At 34.9% G+C, this 19,503-nt stretch carries 16 protein-coding genes and 1 pseudogene; 8 read left to right on the top strand and 9 right to left on the bottom strand.

Features of this window, described 5'->3' with window-relative positions; genetic code table 11:
• Positions 1–257: 257 nt before the first annotated feature.
• On the bottom strand, positions 258–803 hold the full coding sequence (locus tag JNUCC74_RS01680) for a DUF2812 domain-containing protein (protein ID WP_454066661.1): 546 nt from the start codon (positions 801–803) through the stop codon (positions 258–260).
• Positions 804–1,328: 525 nt separating this feature from the next.
• Between JNUCC74_RS01680 and JNUCC74_RS01675 the strand changes: the two genes are divergently transcribed.
• The 3 genes from JNUCC74_RS01675 to JNUCC74_RS01665 all read left to right on the top strand — a co-directional run bounded on the left by JNUCC74_RS01675 (position 1,329) and on the right by JNUCC74_RS01665 (position 3,458).
• A complete protein-coding gene (locus tag JNUCC74_RS01675; protein WP_454066660.1) occupies positions 1,329–1,565 on the top strand; it encodes a hypothetical protein in 237 nt (78 codons plus the stop codon).
• Positions 1,566–2,633: 1,068 nt separating this feature from the next.
• The gene (locus JNUCC74_RS01670) at positions 2,634–3,254 is read left to right on the top strand and encodes a YIP1 family protein (protein WP_179104345.1); all 621 of its coding nucleotides are present in this window, start codon (positions 2,634–2,636) and stop codon (positions 3,252–3,254) included.
• Positions 3,255–3,269: 15 nt separating this feature from the next.
• The gene (locus tag JNUCC74_RS01665; RefSeq protein ID WP_077319153.1) at positions 3,270–3,458 is read left to right on the top strand and encodes a hypothetical protein; all 189 of its coding nucleotides are present in this window, start codon (positions 3,270–3,272) and stop codon (positions 3,456–3,458) included.
• Positions 3,459–3,891: 433 nt separating this feature from the next.
• On the opposite strand, the gene JNUCC74_RS01660 is transcribed toward JNUCC74_RS01665, so the two are convergent.
• A protein-coding gene (locus JNUCC74_RS01660; protein WP_454066467.1) for an IS3 family transposase occupies positions 3,892–5,048 on the bottom strand; the annotation gives its coding sequence in 2 pieces (ribosomal slippage) (positions 3,892–4,808 and positions 4,808–5,048; 1,158 coding nt in all).
• Positions 5,049–5,121: 73 nt separating this feature from the next.
• On the opposite strand from JNUCC74_RS01660, the gene JNUCC74_RS01655 reads away from it, so the two are divergent.
• The 5 genes from JNUCC74_RS01655 (at position 5,122) to JNUCC74_RS01635 (ending at position 10,017) form a co-directional block, all read left to right on the top strand.
• Positions 5,122–5,502, top strand: coding sequence for a stage II sporulation protein M (locus JNUCC74_RS01655; protein WP_454067807.1), 381 nt, complete (start codon positions 5,122–5,124; stop codon positions 5,500–5,502).
• A 15-nt stretch (positions 5,503–5,517) separates the two neighbouring features.
• On the top strand, positions 5,518–7,296 hold the full coding sequence (locus JNUCC74_RS01650) for a hypothetical protein (RefSeq protein WP_454066659.1): 1,779 nt from the start codon (positions 5,518–5,520) through the stop codon (positions 7,294–7,296).
• Positions 7,297–7,299: 3 nt separating this feature from the next.
• A complete protein-coding gene (locus JNUCC74_RS01645) occupies positions 7,300–8,010 on the top strand; it encodes an ABC transporter ATP-binding protein (RefSeq protein ID WP_077319149.1) in 711 nt (236 codons plus the stop codon).
• A 366-nt stretch (positions 8,011–8,376) separates the two neighbouring features.
• Entirely contained in the window at positions 8,377–9,081 is a 705-nt protein-coding gene (locus JNUCC74_RS01640; protein ID WP_454066658.1) for an ABC transporter permease subunit, read from the top strand.
• 3 nt (positions 9,082–9,084) lie between these two features.
• Positions 9,085–10,017: an ABC transporter ATP-binding protein gene (locus JNUCC74_RS01635; protein ID WP_077321424.1), complete on the top strand. Its 933-nt coding sequence runs from the start codon at positions 9,085–9,087 to the stop codon at positions 10,015–10,017.
• Between the two features lie 727 nt (positions 10,018–10,744).
• Here the strand turns inward: JNUCC74_RS01635 and JNUCC74_RS01630 are convergent.
• The 7 genes and pseudogenes from JNUCC74_RS01630 to sigW form a co-directional block, all read right to left on the bottom strand.
• Positions 10,745–12,214, bottom strand: a complete 1,470-nt coding sequence (locus JNUCC74_RS01630; protein WP_454066657.1) for an aldehyde dehydrogenase family protein — start codon at positions 12,212–12,214, stop codon at positions 10,745–10,747.
• Between the two features lie 68 nt (positions 12,215–12,282).
• Positions 12,283–12,504, bottom strand: a pseudogene (gene tnpA / locus JNUCC74_RS01625) (IS200/IS605 family transposase); the annotation flags it as partial.
• Positions 12,505–13,392: 888 nt separating this feature from the next.
• Positions 13,393–14,736 (bottom strand): phosphoglucosamine mutase, encoded by a 1,344-nt coding sequence (gene glmM, locus JNUCC74_RS01620; RefSeq protein WP_077319146.1) that lies wholly within the window; start codon positions 14,734–14,736, stop codon positions 13,393–13,395.
• 59 nt (positions 14,737–14,795) lie between these two features.
• Positions 14,796–16,103, bottom strand: coding sequence for a CdaR family protein (locus tag JNUCC74_RS01615; RefSeq protein WP_454066656.1), 1,308 nt, complete (start codon positions 16,101–16,103; stop codon positions 14,796–14,798).
• Positions 16,096–16,917 carry a diadenylate cyclase CdaA gene (cdaA, locus tag JNUCC74_RS01610; RefSeq protein WP_454066655.1) on the bottom strand — a complete coding sequence of 274 codons (822 nt, stop codon included), beginning with the start codon at positions 16,915–16,917 and terminating at the stop codon, positions 16,096–16,098. Before cdaA ends, JNUCC74_RS01615 begins: the two co-directional genes overlap by 8 nt.
• Before the next feature lie 1,271 nt (positions 16,918–18,188).
• Positions 18,189–18,821, bottom strand: a complete 633-nt coding sequence (locus JNUCC74_RS01605; RefSeq protein ID WP_454066654.1) for a zf-HC2 domain-containing protein — start codon at positions 18,819–18,821, stop codon at positions 18,189–18,191.
• Between the two features lie 15 nt (positions 18,822–18,836).
• Positions 18,837–19,400 carry an RNA polymerase sigma factor SigW gene (sigW, locus tag JNUCC74_RS01600; RefSeq protein ID WP_454066653.1) on the bottom strand — a complete coding sequence of 188 codons (564 nt, stop codon included), beginning with the start codon at positions 19,398–19,400 and terminating at the stop codon, positions 18,837–18,839.
• Between the last annotated feature and the right edge of the window lie 103 nt (positions 19,401–19,503).

Below are 19,503 nucleotides of genomic sequence, written 5' to 3'. Positions count from 1 at the left end.
TGGGCATTTAACTTGTAGTTGGATCCTCTTATCCCCTCTAAGTTTCACCCCGTAGCATAAGTAAGGCTGTTACTGCCAGTTACATGTGGGATCAGGTAAAACTTCATTTCAGCAATGTTTTCCTCAACCGCTACTAATTGTTTAACAAATTAGGATTAGATCTATCCCCACTTTGATTCTCCGTATTCTCTTTCTCTCTTGACAGAGCACCTTAGATACAAAGTAAAAGAAAAAAGTACCTGTAAATTGGTACTTTTTCATAAAAATTTCTTATTTGTTTGATATAATCGCACAGCTGAATACATAGTGAGTAACCATAAAATAATACTAGTAACGGAGACAGCCAACCAAAATGACATTGGAGAAAAGGTGAGTGTATCATTATAAAAAAACACCGTAATACTGATCAGAGTAAAAAATAGAATCGTAGTAAGAAATAGATAGATGAACAAGCCTATATAAAAGTACAGCAACTTACGATTTCGCTTAATTATTCCATCCCGAATTGGGAATGCTTTTAAATCTTTCGTGTGTCTTTTATTTTGAAGAATGCACCAGCTGCCTTTATGGCAAACCGCCCTCCATCCATTATGTTGCAAGATATTAGAAAACAAATGCTTCTTGGTCTTATCATAAGCGATATGATAGTGAATTACCTGAGGATCGTTCCCTTCTTGAAAGATAAATAATCGCTTTAATGGTCGTATATCTTCCAAAAAGCAACCTTGCAATGCCATTATTTGTAACCAGTTTTCTGTTTTCTTTGCATCATAACTCCAAAACGGCTTATAATATTTTTTCACTCTTATGGCCTCCATCCCCGCCAATATTTATGAAGTTATTTTTTCCCCCTTTAAATTAAACATATGCACTTATTTATAAATTATGACGTTTAATAAAAATCACGCATGATTGATATGTCAGAGCCTTTTCTTATATACAATGTTAAACTTAAGAATTTCTATCTTTAGACTCGCAAGTTTTGCACAGCTACATCATCAATCATGCCACTCCCTTTATTACGTTTTAAACATTTTAATTTACATATTCATTTTCCTATGATTAATTTCTCTCCAACCTATATCTAACTCCTGCGTGGATTTTCCGTTCTTCGTTTGTGTAGCAATTCTACCTCCCCATGACTCATTTTGATTATGGTTAGGAGGAAAAAACATTAATAGAAAAATTGATACATATTTTTGTGTTATTTTTTGGGTTAAATAGAAGGAAATGGTTGAGTTGCTTCGTACAAAGATGTATAATATAAGCAAATTTTTTAACTTCCTAGTGTAATATCCGTGATGTTTATATAGAAAGGTGAATATATTATGCTGTACAGAGCGTTTAACTTCGGTCTTTCTCTAACTATATCTGGTTTTATTATGATATCTTTTGCAAGAATTATATCAGATGCAAGTCTTGTTGGGTATGAAACCGATATAGATGATTTTTTTGGTATTTTTGATATTAGTGCATATTACATACCTTTTTCATTTTTAATCATTGGCTTACCTTTTGTAATTATTATTCCTTTCATATGGCTTGCTAGATGGGCTAAAAAATAAATAAGTGGGGCTATCACAAAAATAATAACCTTTGTGACAGCCCCAATATTTATTTGAGTATTATTCTGGATTCTACTCCTGTTTTCTTTTTAATAGTTACCGTCTTTTTTTCTTTGTTTTGGATTTACGCCCATCAATGCTAACCCATTGTCTCATAGTTACTTTATAATGTATTGATAATCAATGGCCATATAACTCATACTAATACTAGCCTGTTTGCCGTATTTATTCATCTAGCCTACGCGCTTTGTAATACTTAACTGGACATTCCTACAATATGTCTACGTCTTTAAATTACTAGAATGGTGATAACCGATGTTTTCCGCATCGTATGTATGTGTGTCAATATAGACCGCTGCAGCTCCAATATGCGGTAGACCTTTCGTTATCATATATGGCCGTCTCCTTTTTGACTTTTAAATAAATACTCGTCCAGGGTTCAGCCTTCTGTATACCGTTCTATTTTGTCCCGTATCGTGCTATATCCACTTCACGCCTGTTTTTCCGTCTTACCCATAAATCATAAACTCGCTTTTTAGACTAAATCATTTGCCCTAACCCGGTATTCCTGTCGATCAAGAAAATCAGCACGTCACACTGTACCAGTTCTGACATTTTGGTGTACGTTTATAGCCACGCTTGATAGACAGTTTAAAATTTCTTAGATTTCTTCTGCTGTCCGTAACGGCTGTACATTGACAATGCGGTCTTTTTGGTCATGTTTTCCCCTCTTCATTTATGTATTAATATGTATTAAAAATCATATTTCATAAGGTAACATTACATTTATCATGATAAAAAATTGGAAATCCCATCAAGTTAATATAAAAAATGTATGTTTTTATCTAGTTTATTACATTTATGTGTAATACTTGATTTAAAACTTCCATGTCCATCAAAAGCTTGGAGCAGTGACGCTAACATCTAATTAAGAAATTCGAAAATATTCTATTTTAATAAATCGAACATTGACAATTATTGATTGTTTTGTAATTTTTCTGTAAAAAATGTTTAATTATTACATTAACTAAGATATAGTAGAAATTGAGAAAGGAGGACATATCTAAATTGTTTGAATGGTTCAAAGTTTTATATAAACCTATAGATACCTTGGAAAAGATTCGAAAGCCTAGTGTAAATACAACAGTTATCATCTTATTTATGGCAATTATTCAGGGGATCGTTGTCTATAACCTAATTAATTCAGATTTATTAATTCAAATGGTTGATATAGAAGAGAATATTCCCCAAGGATTACTAGTTTCTATTATCACAGTTTTCCAATTGTTCGTTACCTTTATTAATGTGGTGGTAATGACGCTTATTTTTAAACTTATTAGTAAGTTTTTTTTTGGGTCTATAAATATTGCAAAATTAATGTATCTTGTACTTCTTTCTCAAATTCCCATATTTATCGGGTTACTAATTAACTCTTTTTTTACCACAAGTATGACTTCTCAGGGAACTATTCTGTCAGTATTTAGTCTTGGATATTTAGGTTCTCTATTTACGGAAAACGATTTATTACTACAAACCATGAACGTTTTTGAACTATTTGATGTCTGGGCTGCACTTATTATAGCTAGAGGTTTATATGTTTTTGGAAGTACAAAAAGCTTAAAGTCTAGCTTTATTATTGCGTTTTCCTTCTACTTTACTATAAGTATTATGACAACATTACTGCTTTGAAAGGAGGTGAAATAAATGATAGACACATTAAATGCACTAGTAGCCCTTGGCATCCCACAAAGTGCGGCTAAGGTAGCTGCAAACATGGTAGACGCAGGAATGGCTATTGGATCTATCGTGACTATGCTTAGCGGAATGGGCGTTGGTCTAGCTGCGCTTAGAATGGCCCTTCGTAAATCTGGGAAAAAAGCTATTGTAGGTTAATTTACTTCGTTTAGTCTAAATCACATTAGTTGGGGCTAAGAGGTAAACTATTATCTTAGCCCTTTACTATGTTTTTTATGCAACCAGGGGGGATATTATGAAGTTACTCTTTAATTTTAAGGTGTTATGTGGTTTATCAATATTGTTATTTGGCAGTTCTTTTTTAATTGGTTATCTTATGGGAGAATATACATCTATAGTGAAAAACCAAGAAGAGTTAATCATTGGATCTACGTCAATATTTAGGACACAAAAAAGTTAACTTTTTATTGCGCTTTGAAGCTTTACTTAAATATATATGTGAAGACTTGACATGGATCCTCTGTGGGTGTGGTGATTTGCGAAAGAAGAAAGGTTAGTAAAACACGCTAGGCAAAAGCCTACCACGCCCACCTCTCCAAGTAAAGCCGTGTTCTAATATTAATTGGTGCAGTTATGCTGCTTGATGGAGCGCTGAATCTTCCATCTCTTGTGGAGTCAGATAGCCAATGCTGCCATGTATTCTTTTACGATTATACCAACCTTCGATATATTTAAATAACTCTACTCTCGCAGCGTTGAAATCTAAGTATTGTACATGATTTACTTCTTCTTTCCTTAAAATTGCATGAAAAGACTCGATACAAGCATTGTCATAGGGTCTTCCCTTATGACTGAAGGAGTGCGTCATCTTATAGCTCTGAATCTTTTCTGCAAAGGCATCGCTTGTATATTGTGAACCTAAATCGGAATGGAACATGACGCCATCATTAGGTTTCTGTGTGACATAAGCATTTTCTAAAGCTTTCTCTACCAATTCAGTCGTCATCGAACGTCCAAATGAGTACCCAATCACCTTTCTAGAATGCAAGTCTAAAACAGATGCAAGGTAACACCAGCCATCACGCAGTGTGTGAATATACGTGATATCGCCAACCCATTTTTGGTTGATTGTTGTCGTAGAAAAGTCTCTGTTAATGATATTTTCTCGTTCTTCCACCTTTTCTTTACTGGGTGTCGGACGGAATTTTTTAACGATAATAGAACGGATACCAGCTTTTTTCATGAAGCGTTGAACTCGCTTTAAACTGATTTTGTAACCTTGTTTTTCAAGGATTTCATGTATTTTTGGCGCACCATATCGTTTCTTACTTTCTTTATGAATCCGGACAATCTTTTCCGTGAACTCACGGTTCTCATGATCGCGATTCGACTCGGTCTTATTCAAAGATTGGTAGTAGGTACTTTTCGGTATATCAAGCATTTCGCACATGGTACGAACGGGATAATCATCTTTATGTTCTGTAATAAATTCAGTTAGTTCTGAGTCACTTACTTTCGAGCGAATATGGCCATAGCCTTTTTTAAGATTTCAAGCTCCTGTTTCAAACGAAGGTTCTCTTTTTCAATGGCATCGACTTCTTTTGGAGTGATCTCCTTACCGTCAGTTCCTTCAATTGGAGTTAAATCCTTAATCCATTTATAGATAGTTACATCTGATACGCCATACTCGCTGCTTAAATCTTTTACAGAATTTCCATATTGATAAAGATCAACAACCATCTTTTTAAAATCATCGTTATATCGTTTGCCATTATTTCTGGTACGCATGGGACACATCCTCCTTGAAATTCATTGTATAAAATTTAACTTAGATGTGTCCATGAAACTATACTAGCATCACATACATACCCCAGGTTTAGAATTAACTTTAGACTTATTTACAAATAATATAACTATCTGTCTATTATTATTGTTGGGAATTGTTACCTTTGGAATTCCTACATTGTTCTACTTATTGCTAAATGGGTTTGTATTGGGTATAGGAGTAAATGATTTAATTAGTATAGGAATACCTTTGAATGAATTTTTTATGAAATTGTTACCTCATGCTATACTAGAAATACCTGCCTTTATCTTGTCAGGAGCTATTGGGTTATATGGATTTACTTTTTATTTAGGATATAGAATCCAAATAAGACCATTTTTAAACTATACGATAATTATAATAACAATGATATCATTAGCTGCATTTATTGAAGGATATATTTCAACTTCCTTTTAAAAGTCGGTGATAAACGTGAGAGTATTATGGAATTGGATAAAATGGAAGACATACATAAGATGGAAAGATACGTGGGGTACTTTTTTTTTCACAAAAGGGAAAGTCAGTTCAACCATAGGTCTTATAGCTGTTTTAATAGACTGTGTTAAAGCTTTATTTTTCTCTGTTGCTTATTACTCAGTATTTAAGTTGGTTTTATTAAATAGATCTATAACTCAATTTGAGAGTGAAACACCTATAATAAAATTCTTTTTGCAGGAATTAGCTATAATACAAAATAATGAAATCTATTTTTGGAACTTATACTGGTTAGTCTTATTTATCTTTTGCTTGTTCGTTGGCTACAAATCTTCCAGGTGGGCTCAATTTTCGGAGGATAAATTTCTACTAGAAAGTCACTTAGGTCTGCCTGATAGACAAGTAAATTTCTTTTTATTCCTAGAATCAATAGCTTGGAATTTTAGAACTTTTATAATGAACCTATTGTCATTAAATATAGCCTTGTTACTTGCAACAAACTCCAGTTTTTTTGATATTTTCATTTATATATGTAGTTCAGTTCTATTATATATATTTCTAAGTTTATTATTTACATGTTTACATTATTTATACGTGGTTTACCGTACTCATTGGATAAATGGTAGATTTCTAATTTTTCAATTAATCTCAACTAAACTTCTCGCTATTTATATAGGATTCCTATCAGCATCTCAACTATATAATTGGGTCCAACAAGCACCTTTTTTTTCTAATGAATTTACTTCACAGGAATTAAATGATTGGTATTTTATGGGGATTGAGAGGGTCGAGGAATTATTATTTTTTCCTATAAGGTTTGTAGGTCTTCCTCATAATTTTTGGAGTATTAATCTGTATCATGATAATTTACTAGTATTATTTATTTGTTTATGTGTTATTTTTATTATAATCATCTTCGTTTACAAATCTATAAGTATGGTTAAAATTGATACGTATAGTACTAATACAGGCTATGTTATTTTACCTATTTTGGAAAAAATACATCATTGGTTTTTGTTTAACACAGGGATTGTGAGGAAAAACGCCAATTATTTAAAAACATTTTATAGATCTCCCCTTATGTTAAAAAAAATAAACGGTTTTGGTGGAGATTTGCTCTTTTGGATTTTAACTGGAGTTTTTGCAGGATTATTAGGAGGTGTTTCATTTGAGGGAAAAGGGGGAGTGTTGTTCATATTTCTTCTTAGTTATTATCATGTTTTTTTCTATTGTGAAAGCTTCTTCTCATCTTATAAAGGTTTAATTTCATTAGATGGTGAAGGTCAAAATGCCTTGTTATACTCATATACTATTGATAATTTATGGATTCTATTAAGGAAAAAAATATTCACAGCAAACATATACATTGGGACAACCCTTCTATTCAGTGATATAGCGATTTTTTTGATTTCCTCTACTGACCTTATAGTTATGATATGGATACTAATAAATCAGTTCATTGTAATGGCAGCCTTTAATATACTGCTTTTTATCCCTAGCGTATATAATCCTCATTTTAACTTTTTTAATATTGAACAGCTAGACGATTACGCTGATAGAAAGTTCACGTCATCGACTGTGACACTAACAATCGTTGGAATATTATTACCAATAATGATGATACCATGTATTTTTTACATGATTGGTAGTTTTGATTTAAAAGCTCTGTTACTATTCAATGCTTTGAGTCTTTTGATGATTATTGCAATAATGATTCCTGTATTACTTATGTTAAAAAAAAGAACTATTAAAAAGGATTTAATGTTTTCGAGGTGAATTATGAAAGATCAAAACAGAACGATACTAGAAGTATCCAATTTGGTTAAAAAGATAGGCCAGCAACACATTCTACAAAATATTTCATTTAAAATCCCAGGTAGAAGTAAAGTGGGATTTTTAGGGTTGAATGGAGCGGGAAAGACCACTACTTTAATGGCTATAAGCCATATTATTTCTGTAGACGAGGGAAATATCGTTATAGATGGAAAGCAAATGGCTCATGACAATAGTAATTCTATCATGTTTTTACCTGACAATCCGTTAGTGTATCCAGTATTAAAAGGTAATGAATATTTGTCCTTTATGAGTGAACTGCTAGATTTTGACATACAAGAAACATACCCTTTGATTGAGAAATTGAGTTTACAGGAGGTAATTAACCGAAAAATAGGTGACTATTCTTTAGGGATGAAGAAAAAAATTTCCCTAATACCTCTATTAATAAAAAATCCTAAAGTAATGCTATTAGATGAATTCATTTCTAACATAGACCCTATAAGCATGAGAGAAATAAAAAAAGAACTAAATACGTATGTTCAAAAGGGTAATAGCCTTGTTTTATCAACTCATCAGTTAGATGTTGTACAAAATTATTGTGATTACGTATTGATTATAAATCAGGGTAAGATCGTAAGTAACCTAACCAGGGTATCAGAAATCTTACAGACCTATGGTTCCCTAGAAGAGTATTTTGAAGGAAACATAGAGTAATTCATTAGACAGGAGGAATCCGTACATTGATTCTATTGCTTATATTGACGATTGTATGTGCTGTTATGACTATCATATCTTGGAATAATAAAAATGCAAGAAATACCTATGCTGTTGCTACAATATTTATGATTATTATTTCTACCATCAATTTTATTATAGTTGAAGCTAATTAGATAAATATTATTGAAGTTGTCCTACATGCATTATAGGTTTTGAAAATTCATCTTTGAACTTGAAAGGCTTACTCCAACTTTGCATAACCTGTTTCTAAACTTGATTAACATTACCTAAACTCAAAGATTAGTCCGCAAAGTGGATCTTGTGTGTAACAATTTAGGTACAGTAAAAATTTTATGATGGGGAATGAAAATGGTTACAGTGTTATATAGGGAATTTATTAATTCTTTCAAGAGTATCCGATCAATATTAATTATTCTTTTTTTGACTTTTGTTTCTTACCAGTCAGCCAATTTTTTAGAAAACAACCAAGACATTATCAATATCTTTCTTGAAGAAGGTCTTGATGAGAATACGATCTATAATGTGTCGATATCATTCATTATCCTCTTATTTGGATTTTTGTTTGTGTCTACAATTTCTCACGACCTCATTAACAGTGAAACAGAAATGAATACAATACGGTTGCTTGTTACAAAAATCTCAAGATTAGAAGTTATGCTCGGGAAATTAGTGGGAACACTGCTATTCTGGATTGCAATAATCTCAATTTCTTACGCTATAGTTTTTGCCCTTTCCGGCACATGGTCGATGAATAAATATTTGCAGACACTCGTATTATTGTTTTATATCATCTGTTTCGTGCTTTTAATCTCAACGATTATTACGAAGGCTAAATTATCTATGTTTCTTGGAATCTTTTCCGGTATTTCCTTGCCTATAATAGGTCTGGTAGCCACTATGTCGAATGAATGGTATTGGATGCCATTCAAATATATCTTACCTTTTAATTATTTGTCTAAACCGTTTGGTTATATGTTTATCCCATTTGCTGTAGGGATGACTCTCTTTGGCATATCTATGTTGATCATAAAAAGAAGGGACTTGTAAGTGATGAATGCAATCGAAGTGAACAATCTAACCAAAAATTACGGTGCTACAGAAGTTCTAAAGGGAATTCAATTAACAATACAAAAAGGAGAAATATTTGGATTCGTTGGCCATAATGGTTCGGGAAAGTCAACATTTATCCATATACTAACAGGCATTTCTAACAAAACTTCGGGCTCCTTCGAAATCCTGGGGGTACCGGATAGAAAGCTAAATCAAGTGAAGAAAAGAATAGGCGTAATGCCAGATGTAGCGAACCTGTACCATCATATGAGGGGCATAAACTTTCTAAAATATATGGGGAGCTTGGTTAAGGATCAACGTTCAGAACGAAAATACGAAATACTTTTACACGAGTTGGGATTACAAGGTGCTGAAAGGAGAAAAATAAAAACCTATTCCTTCGGTATGAAAAAGAAAATCAGTATTGCCCAAGCACTTTTAGGGGACCCCGAATTGATCATTCTTGACGAACCCACCTCCGGGCTTGATCCAGAATCAACTATAGAAATTCGAAAGGTTATTAAACGACTGCAAGAGCAGGGAAAAACGGTTTTTCTGACGTCTCATAATCTTGATGAAATTGATAAAATCAGTGATAGAGTAGGAATTTTAAGCGACGGCATCATCAAGAAATTGGGTACGCCACGAGAATTGAAATCGGCAACTAAGGAAGGAATCAGGATCTCTGTTAGAACAAAACCCGTCCTCACAGTTGATAAAATTCAAGAGCTTAATACCAAATTTAAGATAAATGTAACTTTCGTAGAAATTAATAAAAAAGTCACACGGCTAAATATAACATCTGATGATGAGATTTCCAGGTTGTCCAAAGCGTTATTCCAATCAGATTTTTCCCTTTACGAGATAAAAATTGACGAAAATTCATTAGAAGATGTGTTTATGAACTCCCGATCGATAAAAAATAATGCTTAAGCCTCTTCAGCCGGCACCATTGAAAGAGGTTGCCATTAAGCACTGGACATAAAAAGCTCCTCCTAGAAATAACAGATTTTATTTTTTTAATCTGTCTACCTAAGGGAGCATATCATTTTGGTGAGGGTTCTTTTTTATGGGGAGCATAAAAAGTTTCGTGTGATGGATATCAATTCCAATAAGAAAAAGAATCATTTATGTAAGACTTTTCTCATGAGATAACTGTAAAAGAATTGGCAAAGAAATGCAATACTGTAGAAGATGTTCAAGAAATGATAAGTGTTTATTTAAGGATACCATTCAACAGGTATTTCAAGCTGAGTCAGTTGTCATCTGTTTAAATTCAGTAGTATACTTTCTGGACATAAAATGAACTCCCTCCTAGTAGCAAGTTTATATTTTTTAATCTGTCTACTTAGGAGGGAGCATATCAAAATCACACGGATTTTTTTATTTGAGTATTATTCTGGATTCTACTCCTGTTTTCTTTTTAATAGTTACCGTCTTTTTTTCTTTGTTTTGGATTTACGCCCATCAATGCTAACCCATTGTCTCATAGTTAATTTATAATACTTAAAACATTTCTTACCTGAAATTGCCCTTTTTTACCTTTAGGTTTTTTCTAGAAGCTGTCGTTTCTATTGTCTTTGTTTTATCAAAGCTTCCCAATAATCCAGCCCATCACCCTTTATAATTAATGAATTTCCCACGGATAATACTATGTTCCTTATATTCCATACCAATTCAAATGATCATCACTTAAATCCATCCATACACTTTTTGTCTCTGTATACATATCCATAGCTTGAATGCCTAGCTCTCTTCCAAACCCACTCTGTTTTGTTCCACCGAATGGAGATACACTATCAAGCATGCTAAAGGTGTTTACATATACTGTTCCTGCTTTAAGCCCCTTGATCATCCGATGTGCTCTCTTTACATTTTCCGTCCAAACTCCAGCAGCTAATCCATAAATGGTGTCATTGGCCTTTTCTAAAACATCTTGTTCATCTTTAAATCGGATAACTGATAAAACTGGTCCAAAAATCTCTTCTTTTGCAATTGTCATATCTGTTGTAACATCTTCAAAAATAGTCGGTGTAAAAAAGTATCCATTATTGACAGGAGCACTTCTCTTTCCCCCAAGTGACAATGTTGCTCCCTCTTCTATACCAGATGCAACATATTTTTCAATACGTTCTAATTGTTGTAAAGATATTTGCGGTCCCATCTGTGTACTTGGATCTAATGGGTCTCCCACTTTAATTGTTTTCACCTTGTTCGTGAACGCATCCATAAACGTATCATATATACTTTCCTGAACGAACATTCTTGATCCAGAGGCACAAACTTGCCCTTGACCAAAATAAATACCGAACATGGATCCTCTAATAGCATTTTCTATATTGGCATCCGCAAAAATAATATTAGGAGATTTTCCTCCCAATTCTAGACTGACTGGTTTCAAATTCTTACTTGCCGCCTGCATAATTAATTTTCCCGTATGTGTCGAACCTGTAAAAGCTATTTTATCAACATCAGTATGTGAAGAAAGTGCTCTCCCCGCCCCTTGTCCATATCCTGGAACAACATTAATTACCCCATCCGGTATTCCAACCTCCTGAAAAACTTTTACCAATTCTAGTGTACTTATCGGAGTTTGCTCAGCGGGTTTAATCACAATTGTATTCCCTGCTGCTAAGGCTGGAGCCAGCTTCCACATCGTTAACATCAGAGGAAAGTTCCATGGAACGATAGCGCCAATCACACCAAGCGGTTCTTTTAACGTGAAATTAAACCGATTATTTGGAGAAGCTAGCGTTTCCCCTTGAACCTTAGTCGCTAACCCAGCGTAAAATTCTAATACATCAATCATGGACGGAATTGCAATATGCCTTGTTTCATTAATAGGAAGTCCGTTTCCTCTGGATTCTACTTCGGCAAAAAATTCTGATTTATTCCTTAATTCTTGTGCCACTTCAAATAATAATCTTCCCCTATTACTTGGGGACATATCTGCCCAAGGCCCAGATTCAAAAGCGTTTCTCGCCGCTTTAACTGCTCGATCTATATCTTCTACTCCACCTTCTGCAATTGTAGCATTGACTTCCCCTGTTGCAGGATTGAATGCCTCAAATGTTTTCCCCGAAACAGCATCAACCCATTGACCATTAATAAACATTTGATAGGAACGCATAATGCTCTCCCCCTTATATTTTTACAGACATATAAAAATTTAGTATTAAAGAATATCCTTCCGCCCATTCTATTGCCAAACTTATATTTTAGGTTTGCATGCTTATCAAATATCATAAGTGTGCTTTTACCTTTTAAATATCCCATAAAACTTGAAACAGATATTTTTGGTGGAATACTTATTAACATGTGCACGTGATCAGGCATCAGGTGCCCTTCGGTGATCTCTACCCCCTTTATATTTACGTAGCGTTCGTAGTATTTAAATAAATTAGATGGATCAACAAATATTCATTTTCCGCTTGAGATTGGTGCTAAAAAGCAACCTTGTTTTATCTTTATTTACTGTAAAATTCGTAATAACAGATGTGTGAAAAAATTATTCTACAGTTGGCCTTGCAAATGGAACCATAGATTCCCTCCTAATCATCCTATCAAAGAGAAAGAGGATTAAGCAGGTTTGCGTTATCCTTTTTTTAGCGGTAGTAATCCCCGTGAAGTATACTAAAACAAAGCATTTCAAGCTGCTGTCCTTCCCAAACTTTTAACATGACCAAGCACAAAGAATTATCGAAATATTTCCACACCTAATTATACCTTACTCATTTTTGTTTGAACAGCTTATAATTTAGCTAAATTTTTACGGATAACCGCAAAACTAATGAACCTTCTTACATAAAGTGAAGTTTCATCCAGTAGCGACTTTCTTTCATTTATCTTCGAATGACAAAAGTAGATCAAAGGCTAAAATGTCGGGTGGAAAAGAAAACACTTTTGCTGCATGTGATATGTAACTGTCGAAGTTTTTCTTGCCCTTATAAAAGAAGTACACTTTTGCTGCGCATGTTTTTTCAAGAAGCTTTTTCTGCCCTGTCGTCCCGAACTATTCGGCATTTAGGAGCAGTTTCTCTCACTATCTTGTCAAAAATGATAAAATTACGATCCTTACATGAAACATCCCCCCTGCAACAGGCGGATGCCGACGCCTGAGCGGCAAGCCTGCTTTAGATTCAAGCTGTAGTTGACTTATCTCAGGAATAAGAGCGAGGTTTGCTACAGCTATAAGGTATAAGCTTTAGGCGAGGCTACCTTTCAAAAAGGATAGCCAACATGTATCGTATTCTAGACAAAAAAGCATCCTCCTAAATAATAGAAGGATGCTCAGCTAATATAAAATTTCTATTCCGCTCCAATTAATTTTTCTATCCGCTCTACAATTTGATTTACATATTTATCGCACTCTTCTTTTGTTGGTGACTCAACCATCACACGAATTAACGGTTCCGTACCAGAAGGACGAACTAATACACGACCTTGTGTGCCTAATTCTTGTTCTACTGCTTCGATTTCCTGTTTAATCTCAGGGTGATTTAATGCTTTCTCTTTATCCGTTACTTTTACATTCTTAAGTACTTGGGGATAAACTGTCATTTCACTGGCTAATTCGGATAGAGGTTTACCCGTTTCTTTCATAACATTGACTAACTGTAATGCTGATAGCATCCCGTCACCAGTTGTATTGTGATCTAAAAATATAATATGGCCGGATTGCTCTCCACCTAAATTATAGCCGCCCTTTCGCATTTCCTCCATTACATAGCGGTCTCCTACTGCTGTTTTATCGCTACGCATTCCATTTGCTTCTAATGCTTTATAAAAACCTATGTTACTCATTACCGTAGATACAACTGTATTGTGGCGCAGGAGTCCTTTTTCATTCATATACTTAGCGCAGATGAACATGATCTGGTCACCGTCAACAATTTTCCCTTTTTCATCAACAGCAATTAAGCGGTCACCGTCACCATCAAAAGCTAAACCTACGTCGGCTTCTTTTTCTTTGACAAACTCCTGCAACTTTTCTGGATGAGTTGATCCTACACCATCATTAATGTTTAGACCATTTGGCGAAGAACCTATAGAATAAATATCTGCCTCTAAATCAGCGAATAAGTGGGTAGCCAGACTTGAGGTAGCACCATGTGCACAATCAAAGGCAATCTTTAAACCATCAAATTCATTATCAACTGTATCTTTAAGGAAAGATAAGTATTTTTGCCCTCCCTCAAAATAATCATTTACAATCCCAATGTCTCCACCAATTGGTCTAGGTAAGTTATCTTCGCCCTCCATAAGAGCTTCAATTTCTTCTTCTTGATCATCCGTCAGCTTAAAACCATCAGGTCCAAAGAACTTAATACCATTATCCTCTACTGGATTATGCGAAGCGGAGATCATTACACCAGCCTGCGAACTAGTTGCCTTTGTTAAATAGGCAACACCAGGTGTAGAGATGACTCCTAAACGCATTACCTCAGCACCAATTGACAGCAGGCCGGCAATTAACGCCCCTTCCAACATATAACCAGATACGCGTGTGTCACGACCAATAATGATTTTCGGACGCTCTGTTTCTTTCGTTAACACGTAACCGCCAGCCCTTCCTAGCTTAAATGCCAACTCTGGTGTAAGGTCCTTATTAGCAACTCCTCGTACACCATCTGTTCCAAAATATTTTCCCATGTAAAATTCTCTCCTTTTTATCCATTTCCACCGTTTCTCAAACAAACGTAACCAATATATTAAGATTCATTAATTTCAATCGTAGCTTGTTTAAATTCAGGTTTTACAGTTACTCCATCAGGCGCGTCCACAGAGATCGGCACGTCATGTGTGCCTGCTTTTAGTCCTTTCACATTGACAGATGCTTTGAAATCATCTTTTTTTAACCCTGCGACAACAGACCTGTTTTCCGAAACAGTAATATTCATCCCCCCATTAGCTGGCTCCTTAAAAAAAGCTTCTAAACCATCACCTATGCCCTCTATCTCGATTGGCAAATTAGCTATTGTTCTTGTTTGGGTTGTTTCTTGACTAGTTTCTTGACTAGATTCTTGATTTGTTTTTTGGCTTGTTTGTCTTGGTTGTTCCAGTTCAACTGTAACTTCAACTTTTTTTCCTCCAGCGACACTTACACCTTCTGGTATGGCAAGATTTGTTTCAATGGTACCTGAATTGGTTATTTTGGATAAATCGATCGCTTCTGTTCTAATTTCTTTTAAATTTTGCAAAGCACTTTTACTTCCAAACACTTCCACTTCTTCTACATTAGCAGAAATTGAGTTCAATTCAAACCCATCAGGAAGCTTTCCACTTGTCTCTACATTTACTGGAACCTTTTTACTAAAGTTACTGACATCTGCTGATACGACCACATTTTCAGGCTTTACATTGACTCTCAATTCGTTTCCTTGACTATCATATACATTAACAGGAACTTCCCGATTATCAATTGGTGCATCCAGCCCACTAACATCAACATAAGCCTTTACAATTCCTATTTTATCAATCACACTCTTAGCACTTGTAATCGTCACAGTTTTTGGATGGACTTCATAATCTCCCAGTTCAAATCCCTTAGCCATTTGATCTTTATTTAAAAAGTCAACTGTAACATTAAATTCTTTTGTAGCCTTTTCTTCAATCACCACATCAATCCGCTTTGGTTCAATATAAGCATCTAACTTATCCGATAGATTGTGCTGTAGTTCTACGGTATGTTCTCCAGCACCTAAGTCTCTTAAATCAACAAACACTTCAAAATTCCGATTGCGAATAGTCGGTTTCAATATAGAGGCTGAGCCTTCCAATGAAACAGATACATATTCAGGTACACCGCTAACTACATATTTCTCATCATCAATTTTAATATTTACTGGAACATCATCCAATGTTTCCAAATTTTGCGCTTCATCTTCAGAAGAAAATGTAGCATCATTGTTATCCGGTAATTTATCTGCTTGATCTACGGTTACGAAAACATAAAAGAAAACGGCAAAAGCTAAGGAAACGACACGGACAAACCATTTACTTCTAAACCAATTATCCATTTTTGTTTCCCCTCCATTTTTTTGACTTTTTATCAGGGGTCTTTATATTTATTAGCAAGTTAGACCTTAATAAATTCCGTAGACTTTCCTGACTAAGATCTCTATGTAGCTCGCCGTTTTTCGTACAAGATATACCACCAGTTTCTTCTGATACAACAATGGTTAATGCATCCGTTACTTCACTTATGCCCATTGCAGCACGATGTCTCGTACCTAATTCTTTTGAAATAAACGGGCTCTCAGATAATGGGAGATAGCATGCGGCAGCTATGATTGTATCCCCTTTTAAAATGACTGCGCCATCATGTAACGGGGTATTCGGTGTAAATATATTCGTTAGAAGCTGATGGGTGAGTTTGCCGTTAATTTGGATACCCGTCTCTGCATAGTCACCGATTCCTGTTTCTCTTTCAATGGAAATAAGAGCCCCAATTCGTCGTTTAGCCATATAATTACAGGACTGGATGATGGCATCAATATTTTCCTCAATTATTTCTTCTTCAGAACGCGAGCTGCGACCAAAAATATTTCCTCGACCTAATTGTTCTAAAGCTCTCCGTAGCTCTGGTTGGAATAATATAATAATAACAATAAGTCCCCAGTCAATTGCTTGACTAGTAATCCATTGTACAGTTTGTAAATCTAATACAATACTTAACAGCCATACAGCTAGTACAACCGCTATCCCTTTTAATAACTGGATAGCCTTTGTACCTCTTATCAGCATGATTAATTTATATAAAACATACCAGACGAGAGCTATATCCACGCCTATCCTAAGGAGCTGTATTAAATCAAATCCCCCATCAAGCATGATTACACATCCTTCTATATAAAATTCTATGAAAAATTATTTAAAAAGTCAGGTTCTTCGTAGTTTGCTTTTAAACTGCTTACGTTATTCGCAAAACCTATGCGAGAAGTATAATTCGTTATGACAAGCGAGCAGAGGAAATGTAAAAGCCAACTCCTTGAAGTCATCCGTATTGACTATACTCTATAAGTAAAGTACGCCTTAAGCTTAAACATATATACTTATGTACCAAGCTTTCGTACTAAATCACTCCCTAAGTTGCCTGGTTATTTTGCTAATAATAACTTAAATCATAACGACATGTAAATAATTCGAAATAACAAGTTTATTTTTGACCTAATTTAATTAAAAATATAAGAGCTAAAGCACCTTACTTGATTAAGGAAACGTCGATGTCTTACCATTTACTTAACTATTTGTTATATAAAATAAAGTAAAGGTATTGAATCAGAGGTATTCATAATAATATAGGTTCTATAAAATGCAATAAAGTGAAACTTCATTCAGTAGGAGTTTTCTTCCATCTCCTACTGAATGTTAGTACCGCAAGGGTATGACCTAAAGACCCTTAAACGAATCGGGCATTTAGGTGCCGTTTTCTCCCACTTAGACCTTTTGTATCACTCAGGTCTTGAAGTGGGAGTCTTACGGCACCTTACATGCGGGATAAAACTTGCCTTATCAACATTTAATAACATTCTTATTGTAACATAAAATTACCAATGAGATGTACGATTTATTATGCGGTTAGCTAGCAAATTTTTCATATATCATCCATTTTAAAGGACTACAAAAAATCACATTAGGAAAGGTTGCTTTCCTAAAAACAGAATTCCATCTCTGAGGAAAACATAGTTAACGTGGCTGACCTGACAATTTTCTCATCTATATATACTGAAAATCTTGATTCCTTTACTGAACGAATCGAGTATTTAGGGGATATTTCTTTCACTAACTCGTCAAGATAATAAAAATGTTTAAAGCGAGAGAAATACGGTTCTTTACATTCGAGATAAAGAAAACATGCCTCTAAAACAGGGGGATGCCGACGTCTTAAGCGACAAACCGCTTTATTCCCTTCCATTAGATCCGAACCGATGTTAACTTATTGGGAGAAGGAGAACGAAGGGGTTGCTGTTAGCCTAAGCGCTTAAGCTAACACTAAAGCTGGAATCACTCGCTTAGAGACGTACAAACGGATATAAATTCCCTAAACAAGAACAAAAACCTGAAGTACGGGAATATACCTTCGTCCTTCAGGTTCGCTTCGACTAAAATGAAAAAATACGTTGGAACAAATCCTTTATACTGTACCATACCCATTCAAACATTTGATCAACTTGCTCCAGCTCTCCATTTATCTCACCAACTGATGCCCTCAGCCCGTCTTTATCAATCGGCTCTTTAATTAGTTTGCCGTTGATTAACGTTACATTACCGTCTACGGTTCCATTTATAATTAAATCGCCATTTTTAACAAGCAGATCACCTTTTACAGTTTCATTTGCTGGTACAATAACTGTATCTCCTTTAATGACGAGGTTTTCCTGTTTAGAAACGATCAACTGATTGTCCTGATTCCATAACGAAAATAACCCGCTTAACATAAATATAAAAAATATGGCAGCAGCCGTTAAAAAAGGATGGGCTTTAAACCATCTTCTATATTTAACACGCTTTCGTTCAGCGGGGAGCTTTTCCATTACACTCGCCGTAAAATTAGCAGGTGCTTTTATTTGTTCTGTACTTTGGATTAGTGTGATCGTCCGCTTTAATTCGTGAAAATGCTTTTGGCATACTTCACAATTCTCTAAATGGTGACTAAGAGCCTTTTCTTGCTCTTTGGTAATTTCCCCATCTAAATAATAATGCATTAATTCTACAGCTTCTTTATTACAATTCAAGTGAGCCACACTCCTTTACACGTGACGAAGCTTTTTCCGTAAAGCTTCCCTTCCACGATGGATACGGGTTTTTACTGTTCCAAGTGGGATATCCAGGATCTCACTAATCTCCTGTAAGGAAAACTCTTCAATGTATCGTAGCATAATGATACTACGGTACTTCGGAGGAAGCTTTGATATTTCGTATTGAATATAGCGTTGCAGTTCCAACCCCTCTACTTCTTCCTCAGGAAGACGACCTTGATCGGCTAACTGCGAGTACATATCTAATCCTTCTGTTCCCTTTACCTCAGCATCAAGATAATGATCCGGTTTTCGCTTTCGAAGTCGATCAATTGTTAAATTTGTCGCTATTCGGTATAGCCACGTTGAAAACTTTCTCCGGTCATCAAACGAATGGATATTTACATATGCACGAATAAAAGCTTCTTGCGCTATATCTTCCGCCTCGTGCGCATTACCAAGCATACGAAAACAATGTTGGTAAATCTTATTTTGAAAGAATGAGACCACATCCTCAAAAGCGGACTGATCTCCTTTTTTCACTTGTTTGATTCTGTCTCTTATCATTTCATCCATATTGGTACCTCCGCTAACTATGCGGTAAATTATATTACGAATCGGTTCGCATAAAGGTTTCAAAAAGCATTAAAAAAATGTAAATGTTTATGATTGCAAAATA

The sequence above is a fragment of the Cerasibacillus sp. JNUCC 74 genome (assembly GCF_053667775.1).
The sequence above is the reverse complement of the archived record's forward strand: the minus strand, read 5'-3'. Positions and strand labels throughout refer to the sequence as shown.

Excerpts from the sequence above, each read along its gene's own strand:
- JNUCC74_RS01615 (WP_454066656.1), bottom strand. The coding sequence starts at position 16,103 with ATGGATAATTGGTTTAGAAGTAAATGGTTTGTCCGTGTCGTTTCCTTA.
- sigW (WP_454066653.1), bottom strand. The coding sequence starts at position 19,400 with ATGGATGAAATGATAAGAGACAGAATCAAACAAGTGAAAAAAGGAGAT.
- JNUCC74_RS01630 (WP_454066657.1), bottom strand. The coding sequence starts at position 12,214 with ATGCGTTCCTATCAAATGTTTATTAATGGTCAATGGGTTGATGCTGTT.
- JNUCC74_RS01645 (WP_077319149.1), top strand. The coding sequence starts at position 7,300 with ATGAAAGATCAAAACAGAACGATACTAGAAGTATCCAATTTGGTTAAA.
- JNUCC74_RS01675 (WP_454066660.1), top strand. The coding sequence starts at position 1,329 with ATGCTGTACAGAGCGTTTAACTTCGGTCTTTCTCTAACTATATCTGGT.
- JNUCC74_RS01635 (WP_077321424.1), top strand. The coding sequence starts at position 9,085 with ATGAATGCAATCGAAGTGAACAATCTAACCAAAAATTACGGTGCTACA.
- cdaA (WP_454066655.1), bottom strand. The coding sequence starts at position 16,917 with ATGCTTGATGGGGGATTTGATTTAATACAGCTCCTTAGGATAGGCGTG.
- glmM (WP_077319146.1), bottom strand. The coding sequence starts at position 14,736 with ATGGGAAAATATTTTGGAACAGATGGTGTACGAGGAGTTGCTAATAAG.
- JNUCC74_RS01640 (WP_454066658.1), top strand. The coding sequence starts at position 8,377 with ATGAAAATGGTTACAGTGTTATATAGGGAATTTATTAATTCTTTCAAG.
- JNUCC74_RS01665 (WP_077319153.1), top strand. The coding sequence starts at position 3,270 with ATGATAGACACATTAAATGCACTAGTAGCCCTTGGCATCCCACAAAGT.